Raw genomic sequence first — 10870 nt, forward strand, 5'->3', positions numbered from 1 at the left:
CGCGATGACAGTGCACGCTGGGCCTGACGGCGCTCGGCAGGCCTCAGGGCAGGAACTCGCCCGCCTCCAGAAAGTGCAGGGTCTCGCGCGCCACCACTTTGTCGAACAGCATGCCCATGTGCGTGACCGGCAGGGTCAGGTGACGCGAGACGTCGGGCCCACCGGTCTCGTCCACTGCGACGAGCCCGTCGTGCGGATGCGGCAGCGGCGCGAGCAGCGGGCCCGGCCCGAACGACCGGCTGCCCGCGAGCATGCCGATATCGCGCCCCCGCAGGATCGGGCTGCCACCAAGCAAGCCGCGATCCAGGGCGGCGCCCAGCCACCAGCGGCCGGCCCGGTTCCGCGCCAGGCGCGCAGCCACGCGGCTGCCGGCCAGGGGCGAGCCGAGCATCACGATGCGGCCAGGGCGCTGCACCGGAGCGACCTCGAACAGATGGCGCACGACCACCCCGCCCAGACTGTGGGCGACCAGATGCACCAGATCGCCCGGGACGTCGTCCAGAAAGTCGGCCAGTGCCCGGCCGGCCTGCTCCGGCGTCTGCCGCCGCGAGGCATAGCGGAATCCGTGAACCTCGTGGCCGGCGGCCCGCAACCGCCGGGCCAGCAGGGCCATCTCCAGACCGGACATGTGCCAGCCGTGGACGGTAACGACGCTGGTGCGCATGCCGGCCATGGTGTCCGACCGGTCCGGGGCCTATTCGGCCTGCTGGGTGGCGCCGGGGCGCAGACGGATGCCCAGCTCGCGCAGCTGCTTCTCGCCGACCGGGGCCGGTGCATCGGTCAGCAGGCAGGCGGCGGTCTGGGTCTTGGGGAAGGCCATCACGTCGCGGATCGAGTGGGCACCGCTCATCAGCATCACCAGGCGGTCGAGGCCAAAGGCCAGACCACCGTGCGGCGGGGCACCGAAGTTGAGTGCATCCAGCAGGAAGCCGAACTTCGCGCGCGCTTCATCTTCGCCGATGCCCAGAGCCTCGAAGGCGGCTTGCTGCATCTCGGGGTTGTGGATACGAATCGAGCCGCCGCCGACCTCGGTGCCGTTGAGCACCATGTCGTAGGCACGGGACAGCGCCTCGCGCGGGTTGGCGCGCAGCGCCTCCGGGCTGTCCACCGCCGGGGCGGTGAACGGGTGATGCAGGGCATACAGGCGCTTGTCCTGGTCGTCGTACTCGAACATCGGGAAGTCCACCACCCACAGCGGTCGCCAGCCTGTCTCGACCAGGTCCAGGTCGTGGCCGATCTTCACGCGCAAAGCGCCGATCGCCTCGTTGACCACCGAGGCCTTGTCCGCGCCGAAGAAGATCAGGTCGCCGGCAGCGGCCGCGGTCTTCTCGAGGATCTGCCGGGTCACATCCTCCGGCAGAAACTTGAGGATCGGCGACTGCAGCCCGCCCTCGAGATCGGCCGGATCGTTGACCTTGATGTAGGCCAGCCCCTTCGCGCCATAGCGACCGACATACTCGGTGTAGACGTCGATCTCCTTGCGCGTGAGCTTCGCCCCGCCCGGCACGCGCAACGCGGCCACGCGGCCCTCGGGGTCGTTCGCCGGGCCGTTGAAGACCTTGAACTCCACCGCCTGCATCACCTCGGTCAGCTCGGTGAACTCCAGCGGGATGCGCAGATCCGGCTTGTCCGAACCGAAGCGGGCCATCGCCTCGGCATAGGCCATGCGCGGGAACGGATCGGGCAGTTCGACGCCCTGGACCTCGCGGAACAGGTGGCGGATCAGACCTTCGGTTACATCCATCACGTCCGCCTCGTCGACGAACGCCATCTCCATGTCCAGCTGGGTGAACTCCGGCTGGCGATCGGCGCGCAGGTCCTCGTCGCGGAAGCAGCGGGTGATCTGGTAGTAGCGGTCCATGCCGGACATCATCAGCAGCTGCTTGAACAGCTGCGGCGACTGCGGCAGGGCGAAGAAACTGCCCGGATGCGTGCGGCTGGGCACCAGGTAGTCGCGCGCGCCCTCCGGCGTGGCCTTGGTCAGCATCGGAGTCTCGAGGTCGAGGAAGTCGCGCGCCTCGAGGAAGCGGCGCATGGCAGCCGTCACCTGCGCGCGCAGGCGCAGGCGCTGCTGCATCAACGGGCGGCGCAGGTCCATGTAGCGATAGCGCAGGCGGGTGTCCTCGCCGACGTCCTCGTCGTCCAGTGGGAACGGCGGGGTCTTCGCGGCGTTCAGGACCTCCAGCTCGAGACCCAGGATCTCCACCGCCCCGGTGGTCAGGTCGGGGTTCTCGGTGCCCTCGGGGCGCCGGCGCACGCGGCCGGTCATACGGATCACATACTCGCTGCGTAACTGCTCGGCACGCGCGAAGACCTCTTCGCGGTCGGGGTCGAACACCACCTGCACCAGCCCCGCGTGGTCGCGCAGGTCGACGAAGATCACGCCGCCATGGTCACGCCGGCGGTTGACCCAGCCGCAGAGGGTCACCTCCGAGTCGAGTTCGTTCTCGGTGACACGTCCACACAGATGAGTTCGCATTGCGCTGTTCCAGCCGAAGGGCACCCCACCTGGGGCTGCACGGTTAGTCGGGAAAACGGGGCGAACATGCCGCTCGCGCCCGCGAAAAGGCCGGAAATCTTACGATTTGCCCTGCTCCCGCGCAACCGGAGCCGGGGCATCCTCGGGGCTTTTCAGGGGGGTCACGACGCCCATGGACATCACGAACTTGAGGCCGTCCTCCACCGTCATGTCCAGCTCGATGGCCTCCTCCCGCGGGACCATCAGCACGAAGCCGGAGGTCGGATTAGGGGTGGTCGGGACAAACACGGTCACCACGTCGTGCTCGGTACGGTCCTGCACCTCGCCGGCCGCGACCCCGGTCATGAAGCCGACCGACCACAGGCCGCGCCGTGGATACTCGATCAGCATCACCTTGCGAAACGCCTGTCCGCCGTCCGACAGCACGGTCTCGGTGACCTGCTTGACCGCCCCGTAGATCGAGCTGACCAGCGGGATGCGACGGACAATCGATTCGCCCACCGACACCAGCTTGCGCCCGACGATATTGGCCACCACCACGCCGGTCACGAACACGACCACGACCGCCAGGACGATGCCGGCACCCGGGATGGAGAAGCCAAGTATGGCCTCCGGCCGCCAGGCCGGCGGCAGGAGGAGGATGGTGAAGTCCAGCAGGTCGACCAGCAGCTTGATGACGAAGCCGGTGACGATCAGCGGCAGCCAGACCAGCAGCCCTGCAATCAGGTAGCGGCGCAGGGAGACCAGCACGGATCAGGTACCGGTCGCGGCGGTACCGGTCTTGGCGCTGCCGGACGACTCGGCCTTCGGAGCGCTGCTGGCGCCCGAACCGCTACCCTCCTTGAGGTTGCGCTTGCCGTCCTTCTTGAAATCGGTCTCGTACCAGCCCCCACCGGCCAGGCGGAATCCGGCCGCGGAGACCTGCTTGGTCAGGGCCTCGGCACCACACTCGGGACAGATGATGGCCGGCGGATCGGAGATCTTCTGCAGGATCTCGGAGATCTCGCCGCAATCCTTGCACTGATATTCGTAAATGGGCATGGCTGGAATCCTCGGAATGTATCCGCGAAAACGCGGGTTGAGGCGTATTATGCGGCCGTTTCGCGGGAATAAAAGACCTTCCCTTCCAACCATCCGTGTTTGCGCGCGGAAGCCGCAGCGCGGATCATTCCCCGATTGAAGAAACGACCACACAAGGACCCGTCATGGCCGAAAAGATCGTGATCATGCTGCTGAATCTGGACCTGGACCGCCCCGGCACCCTGGGGGCCCCGTTCTTCCAGGCCACTGTTGCCGCCGCGATGGATCTGGAAGTGGAGCTCTATTTCGCCGCCGGAACCACGCGCCTGCTGCGCCAGGGCGTGGCGGACAAGATCTATCCCGGCGAGGCTCAGGAGAAATCGGTCTACAGCTTCATGCAGGACGCCCACGAGGCCGGCTGCCGCTTTTACGCCTGCGCGGGGGCCATGGACGAGAACGGGCTGACCCTGGACAACGCCGTGCCCGAGCTGGACGGTATGCGGGGTGGCGGCGCCTTCATCGGCGAGGTCGTCGAGGACGATGTCGCCACACTCACCTACTGAACCCGCCGCCATGAGCCCAGCTCCCACGCGCGCGGTCCTGATCACCGGCTGCTCCAGCGGCATCGGGGCCTGCACCGCACGCCTACTGCGCGAGCGCGGCTACCGGGTGTTTGCCACCGCGCGCCGCGGCGAGGATGTCGCCCGTCTGAAGAAGGACGGCTTCGAGGCACTGCAACTGGATCTCGACGACTCCGCCAGCATCCACAGCGCGGTCACCGAGATCCTGCACCGAACCGACGGCCACCTCTACGCCCTGTTCAACAATGGCGCCTATGGGCAGCCGGGCGCGGTGGAGGACCTCAATCGGGCCACCCTGCGCGCACAGCTGGAGACCAACGTCCTCGGCTGGCTGGAACTGATCAACGCCGTCCTGCCCGCCATGCGCCGCGCCGGCGAGGGCCGCATCATCCAGAACAGCTCGGTACTGGGCCTGGTCGCCCTGCGCCTGCGCGGGGCCTACGTGACCTCCAAGTTCGCGATCGAGGGCATGAGCGACACCCTGCGCCAGGAACTGCACGGCACCGGCATCCATGTCGCCCTGATCGAGCCGGGGCCGATCCGCAGCGCATTCCGAGCCAACGCGCTGAAGGCCTTTCGCTACCACATCCAGCGCGAATCGAGCCCCTGGCAGGAAACCTACCGCGCCGCCGAGGTCCGCATGGCGAACGCCGAGGCCGATGCGCCGTTCACGCTGGGACCCGAGGCCGTCGCGCGCTGTGTCGTGCATGCCCTGGAGGCCCGCCGCCCGCGGGTGCGCTATCACGTAACCTTCCCCACGCGGTTGTTCGCCTTCCTCAAGTGGCTGCTGCCGGCCCGTGCGATGGATGCCGTGCTGCGCGGCGTATCACGCGGGGAGAACCGATGAGCGTGGCACACGGCGCCGCATGAACCTGATCTTTCTCGCGCTGATCGTGATCGCCGTGGCGACCGCCGCGATCCGCGAGATCCGCTCCACCGACCCCGCCGAGCAGCCGATGCAGGCGTTGTCCGAGGGCGCGATCGAGGCCGCGGGTTCCGCCGTGGAACTGGCTTTGGGACTGGTCGGGGTGATGGCCCTGTTCCTGGGTCTGATGAAAATCGCCGAGGCCGGCGGCCTGCTGACCGTGCTGGCGCGGCTGCTGCGTCCGCTGATGGTACGCCTGTTCCCGTCCGTGCCCCCGGACCATCCGGCGATGGGCGCGATGATCCTGAACTTCTCCGCGAACATCCTGGGCCTGGGCAACGCCGCGACACCGTTCGGGATCCGCGCGATGCAGGAACTGGAGAAGCTCAATCCCCATCCGGGAACCGCGACCAACGCAATGGCGCTGTTCCTCACGATCAACACCTCGAGCATCACGCTGCTGCCCACCGGCGTCATCGCGCTGCGGGCCTCGCTGGGCTCCGAAGCCCCGGCCGCGATCCTGCCGACCACGCTGTTCGCGACCCTGTTCGCCACCATCGCCGGCATCGCCAGCGCGCTGATCCTGCAGCGCTACTTCCTGTCACCACCGGCGACTCGTAGCGTGGATCCGAGCCAGACGCCCGCGGATGCCACAAGCGAGCTGGACAACACGATACGCGAGGCAGGCCGGGAGGCGACCGCCGAGCCCACCCGAAACGCCGCCCCGACAGTGGACTCGACTGACCAGCAGCCGATGAACATCGAGGTTCCCGCCGAGGGCTACCCCGCCTGGGTTTCGCTGACCGCGCTGGCCGGAGTGCTCGCAATCATCCCGCTGACCATCCTCTACGGCCAGGCCATCGCCCCGTGGATCATCCCGGGGCTAGTGGTCGGCTTCCTGTCCTACGGCGTCATTCGCGGCGTGCCGGTCTACGAGGTGTTCGTGGAGGGGGCGAAGGAGGGCTTCAATGTCGCGCTGCGCATCATCCCCTACCTGGTCGCGATCCTGGTCGCGGTGGGCATGCTGCGCGAGAGCGGTGCACTGGGGATGTTTGTCGGGCTGGCCGGGCCGTTGACCACGCCGTTCGGCCTGCCGGCCGAGGCCCTGCCGATGGCGCTGCTGCGGCCGCTGTCCGGCTCCGGCGCCTACGGCATCATGGCCGGCATCATGCAGGATCCGGCCACCGGACCGGACACGCATGTCGGCATCCTGGTCTCGACCCTGCAGGGTTCGACCGAGACCACCTTCTACGTGCTCGCCGTGTACTTCGGCGCCGTCGGCATCAAGCGCGTGCGCCACACCCTGGCCGCCGCACTGACCGCGGACGCGGTCGCGGTGATTGCGGCGGTCACGATCGTCGGCTTTCTCTTTATTTAAGACAACGCTGACCCAGAAGGGAGGCGACACCGCGTACATTCCTTTGCCGGTTCAGTCCGTCGGGCGCCTCGTGCGGCAGCCTTCCAGCGCCCGCAGGAGCGAACTCGCTCCGATCGGCTTGGTGAGAAAATCGTTGAACCCGGCCTGTTCGACCCGGTGGCGCGTAGCATCCGTGGCATCGGCGGTCACCGCAATCACCGGGATCGCGGCCAGCTCCGGCTCGGCCCGCAGCGCGCGCAGCACCTGAAAGCCATCCATCACCGGCAGGTTCAGATCCAGCAGGATCAGCTCGGGTGGATCCCGCAGGGCCATGTCGAGCCCCTCGGCGGCGGATTCCGCCATTCGGCAATCGGCAGCGCCCTGCTGTTTCAGCATCTCGCGCATCAGGCGCTGGTTGGCATCGTGGTCCTCGATACAGAGCACGCGGCACTCGCCCTTCGCACGGGCGCCGTCAGCCATCGCCGCATCATCCCCGGTTCCCGGAAGCAGCCGGCCCCGCGCCCGGGGCAGACAGAACCAGAAGGTACTGCCTTCCCCCGGCACACTGTCGACCCCGATCTCGCCTCCCATCAGGTCGACCAGATTGCGGGTAACCGCAAGTCCGACACCGCTGCCCTCGATCCCTTGTTCCTCCGCCGCCAGCCGCTCGAACGGCTGGAACAACCGCCGGCGCTGATCCTCGGTCAGGCCCGGCCCGCTGTCACGTACAGCGATCCGGACATCGGCGTCCCCCACCGCAGCACTCACACGCACGCTTCCGCCGGCCCGGTTGTACTTGATCGCATTGGAGAGCAGGTTCAGGAGCACCTGCTTCAGCCGCCGCGGATCGGCCTGCAGCATCACGGTCGGCAGGGTGTCCGGCTCAAGCTCCACGCGACTGTCGCGTGCCATGGGCTCCAGCAGGGACAGACACTCCTCCAGCACGGGCCCCGGCGCTACCGGTTCCGGCTCGACCTGCATGCGACCGGCCTCGATTCGGGCAAGATCCAGGATCTCGTTAATCAGGTCCAGCAGGTGCCGGCCCGCGCGGGTGATCTCCTCCAGGTGGCCACGCTGGCGTTCATCCAGCGCCGGATCGCTCTCCAGCAACTGGGCAAAGCCGAGAACGGCGTTCATGGGCGTGCGCAGTTCGTGGCTCATGTTGGAAAGGAAGTCGGATTTGGCGCGGTTGGCCGCCTCGGCCGTCTCGCGGGCCCGATGGAGCTCCGAGCGACGGCGCAATTCATCGGTAAAATCACTGAAAATGTTGAAGCCGTATTGCGGCTCGCCGCGGGCATCGCGCAACACGCCGATCGTGCTGGCCGTAATAAACACGGCCCCGTTGGCACAGCGCTGGGGCAGCTTGCCCGTCCAGGCCCCGCCCTCGGCCAGCACCTGGTCGATCTCCTGCTCCTCTTTTTTGTTCTCCGCCGGGATGATCCCCAGCTCGTGGAAATCCCGGCCCAGCAACTCCTCCGAACGATAGCCCAGCATGTCCAGAGCCGCCAGATTGACGTAGACGAAGCGGCCCTCGCGATCCACCACCTCGATCCCCTGTTCGGAGGCTTCGAAGATGCGCTGGAACAACGCCAGATGTTCCTGCGCCTGGTGCAGCTCGGTGATGTCCTGCAGGCTGCCGCCGACGTGCGTCAATCGGCCGTCGCTATCGAACCGCCCGCTCGCGATCATGTGGACAAAGCGGATGCGTCCGCCGGGCAGCTCCACCCGGTGGTTGATCTCGTGGTGCCGACTCTCGCCGACGCCAGCCAGGAAGCTCTCGACCTGATGGCGGTCATCCGGGTGCACCAGGGTCAGGTAGTCGTCGCGTTCAAGCGGCGCGTCTTCGGCATCCAGCTCGAAGATCTCGCGGAGCACCCGGGACCAGGTGATCCGCCCATCAAGCGCATCCATCTCCCAGTTTCCGATACGCGCGAGCCGTTGCGACTCCAGCAGGCGGGTGGACAGGTCGGACAGCGCCAGCTCGGAATTCTTGCGCTTGGTGATGTCCTGCATCACGCCCAGCATGTACAGGATCTCGCCGTCCTGACCCCGCACCACGTCGCCGCGTTCCAGCAGCCAGTGTTCCGACCCGTCCGGCCAGATCACCCGGTGTTCCAGTTCGAGGTAGGAACCGCGGCGCAGGCTGCTGGCGATGGCGGTGCGTACCCGCCCGCGATCACCAGGATGCACGGCGTCCAAGAAATTGGAGACCGTCGGCTCCAGGCCGCCTTCGGGATAGCCCAACAATGGCGGGATGCGCTCCGACCAGCCCAGCGCCTCGCGGTCCGGTGCCCACTCCCAGGTCCCCATGTTGGCGAAGATCTGGCTCGAGCGCAGGCGGTGCTCCTGACGCTTCACATGGGTGATCTCGGTGCGGATGGACACGTACTGATAGGGCCGACCATTGCTTCCGAGATACGGGACGATGGTGGTCTCTACCCAGTACAGCGAGCCGTCGCGCGCGCGATTGCACACCTCGCCCTGCCAGACACGACCGGAGGCGATGGTGGACCACAGTTCGGCGTAGAACTCCGGTGGATGCTGCCCGGACTTGAGGATGCGATGATTGCGCCCGATCAGTTCGGACACCGCGTAGCCGCTGACCCGAGAGAATCGATCGTTGGCGTAGATGATGTTTCCGGCCACGTCGGCGATGCTGACCAGGGCGTGCTCGTTGACCGCCACATGCTCGCGCTCGCGCTCGTACAGCGCATCGCGATAGGAACGGCTGACCCCGTCCACTTGACGCTGCTGGCGCGCCCGCGCGGTGATGGCGGCCGCGATCCGCGCCGGCTCCACCGGTTTCAGGAACACCCCCGAAACCCCGGGGTGCACGGTCATTAGCTGATTGATCCGGCTGGGATCCTCGGTCAGCAAAAGCAGCGGGACCGAGCCACCATTGTCGCGGGTCCGAAGCAACGCCACGAACGACTCGACCGGCTCCGTCAGGCCCTGCAGGTCCAGAACGACCACGTCGGTCCCGGTCTCGTCCAGATGGAGGCGCGCCGCCTCGGGATCGGACGCAATCGACACCCCGAGCCCCGCCGCGACCAGATGCGGTTGCAACTCGGCATGGGCGGCGTCGGCCACGAGCAGGACGCGATAGTCCGACTCGAGGATCACGCCACCGATCTGCATCAGCTGCTCGACCAGAGTATCCGTGGCCAGCGGATGGTCGAGGCAACGCGCCACACCCTGGCGCACACATTCCAGGCGCGCGCCCGGACTCCAGGCCCGGGCCACGGCCAGCACGGGGAGGCCGGTCGCGAGGGCGAAGGCCAACTGCGGGAGCCCGCCCCCGTCCGCTTCGACAGCGTCGGCGCACAGGACTACGGCGGAACAGGGGTCGTCGTCGGGGGCACCGGTTTCACCGCGGGCGACACGGAAGCCCTGCTCCTCGAGCATGCCCGCCACCTCGCATCCGACCTCGCCGCCTTCGTCGATCAGGTGCACACGCGACTCGGCCGGACGCCCGCCCACGGGGCGTACACGGGCCCGGGCCACCGGGCGGGCACGCTGGCGGTATGCCTCCACACTCGTAACTAGTCGACGTACGGCGGCGAGGATCAGGTCCCGGTCCGGCCCCGCCGGGGCGCGGCGAAGCCCGGCAAGGGCCGCGCGCAGGGGTTCGGCCACACCGCGGATCAATCCAACATCAAAGATCTGGGCCGCCTGCGCCAGGGTGTGGGCCCCCCGGTAGAGACGAATCAGCCGGTCGCCGTCATCGCCCGTTCCGTCGAGGTCCCCGGCCAGCCGTTCCAGTTCCGCGACCCGCGGTGCCAGGGAATCGAGAAACTCCCAACGCAACCGGGACAACCCCGGCGATGCAGGGTCCGGCTGCGCGACCACCGGGGAGGACGACTTCACAGGATCAGTTCGGCGGACCGCCCGGATTGATGTCCTTGTCCTTGACGATGAAGTAAACCCCGAAAGCGGCAAGGCCCATCCATATCAACAACGCAAACACGCCCAGGATGTCCCAGAGCGAGACGAAGAAGAACAGCATGATGGCGGCGGCGCCAAGGAAGATATTGCCGATCACGAAATTGGACGGTCGGCGGGAATCGTTGTCGGGCATGAAAGACTCCGGTACGGGCGCATCGGAAAGCGCCGCATGAGGCTATTGCTTCTTGTAGGGGGCGAAGTCGAACTGCCCGGCGGTCATGTCGTCCCACAGGTCGCTCTGCAGCACAGCCAGCAGCTTGAATAGCTTGCGCAGTTCGGGGTCATCCATGAAGCGCTGGTCCTCGCTGGCCTTCAGGACCTCCACCAGGGTGGCACACTGCTCACGGCTGATCCCGAGGACATTCAGACCCTCTTCTCCCATCTCGACATCCATCGAGCGTCTCCGGTTCGGTTAGGTGGCCCCGATTGTAGCCGCATGCCGGCGCACCGTGAAAACACCGGACCCGAACCCCGTCATTGCCAAGCCCCGCAAGGGACAGAGGCACGGTGTCCGCCCCCGGCAACGTCATTGCGTACATGGACGCCCCCGGTTTGCCAAGCGTTTGAGTGATGGTTTCGGGGCGACGATTGCTCCCGTACATTCGGACTGCGTGTGCGGCTTT

The 10870-nt window shown here is 67.2% G+C and carries 10 protein-coding genes; 3 read left to right on the plus strand and 7 right to left on the minus strand.

What is annotated here, in order from left to right:
• Window positions 1–43: 43 nt before the first annotated feature.
• From ACESLR_RS10580 to ACESLR_RS10595, 4 genes are all read right to left on the minus strand, one after another.
• Window positions 44–673 (minus strand): esterase/lipase family protein, encoded by a 630-nt coding sequence (locus ACESLR_RS10580; RefSeq protein ID WP_373025862.1) that lies wholly within the window; start codon window positions 671–673, stop codon window positions 44–46.
• Window positions 674–694: 21 nt separating this feature from the next.
• Window positions 695–2479, minus strand: coding sequence for an aspartate--tRNA ligase (gene aspS, locus ACESLR_RS10585; RefSeq protein WP_373025864.1), 1785 nt, complete (start codon window positions 2477–2479; stop codon window positions 695–697).
• Window positions 2480–2578: 99 nt separating this feature from the next.
• Window positions 2579–3229: a DUF502 domain-containing protein gene (locus ACESLR_RS10590; RefSeq protein WP_373025866.1), complete on the minus strand. Its 651-nt coding sequence runs from the start codon at window positions 3227–3229 to the stop codon at window positions 2579–2581.
• Between the two features lie 3 nt (window positions 3230–3232).
• Window positions 3233–3520, minus strand: coding sequence for an FmdB family zinc ribbon protein (locus ACESLR_RS10595; protein ID WP_373025868.1), 288 nt, complete (start codon window positions 3518–3520; stop codon window positions 3233–3235).
• A gap of 164 nt (window positions 3521–3684) precedes the next feature.
• Between ACESLR_RS10595 and ACESLR_RS10600 the strand changes: the two genes are divergently transcribed.
• The 3 genes from ACESLR_RS10600 to ACESLR_RS10610 are packed head-to-tail and all read left to right on the plus strand — an operon-like array spanning window position 3685 to window position 6323.
• Complete coding sequence (locus ACESLR_RS10600) at window positions 3685–4062, plus strand: DsrE family protein (RefSeq protein ID WP_373025870.1); 378 nt, start codon at window positions 3685–3687, stop codon at window positions 4060–4062.
• Between the two features lie 10 nt (window positions 4063–4072).
• On the plus strand, window positions 4073–4927 hold the full coding sequence (locus ACESLR_RS10605; RefSeq protein WP_373025871.1) for an SDR family NAD(P)-dependent oxidoreductase: 855 nt from the start codon (window positions 4073–4075) through the stop codon (window positions 4925–4927).
• A gap of 19 nt (window positions 4928–4946) precedes the next feature.
• Window positions 4947–6323: a nucleoside recognition domain-containing protein gene (locus ACESLR_RS10610; protein ID WP_373025872.1), complete on the plus strand. Its 1377-nt coding sequence runs from the start codon at window positions 4947–4949 to the stop codon at window positions 6321–6323.
• Between the two features lie 51 nt (window positions 6324–6374).
• On the opposite strand, the gene ACESLR_RS10615 is transcribed toward ACESLR_RS10610, so the two are convergent.
• Genes ACESLR_RS10615 through ACESLR_RS10625 form a run of 3 tightly spaced genes read right to left on the minus strand, consistent with a single transcriptional unit; the run spans window position 6375 to window position 10641 of the window.
• Window positions 6375–10169, minus strand: a complete 3795-nt coding sequence (locus ACESLR_RS10615; RefSeq protein ID WP_373025873.1) for a PAS domain-containing protein — start codon at window positions 10167–10169, stop codon at window positions 6375–6377.
• A 4-nt stretch (window positions 10170–10173) separates the two neighbouring features.
• Window positions 10174–10380, minus strand: coding sequence for a hypothetical protein (locus ACESLR_RS10620; RefSeq protein ID WP_373025874.1), 207 nt, complete (start codon window positions 10378–10380; stop codon window positions 10174–10176).
• Between the two features lie 42 nt (window positions 10381–10422).
• A complete protein-coding gene (locus tag ACESLR_RS10625) occupies window positions 10423–10641 on the minus strand; it encodes a hypothetical protein (RefSeq protein ID WP_012981920.1) in 219 nt (72 codons plus the stop codon).
• Between the last annotated feature and the right edge of the window lie 229 nt (window positions 10642–10870).

The sequence above is a fragment of the Thioalkalivibrio sp. genome (assembly GCF_041685615.1).
Classification (GTDB): Bacteria; Pseudomonadota; Gammaproteobacteria; order Ectothiorhodospirales; family Ectothiorhodospiraceae; genus Thioalkalivibrio.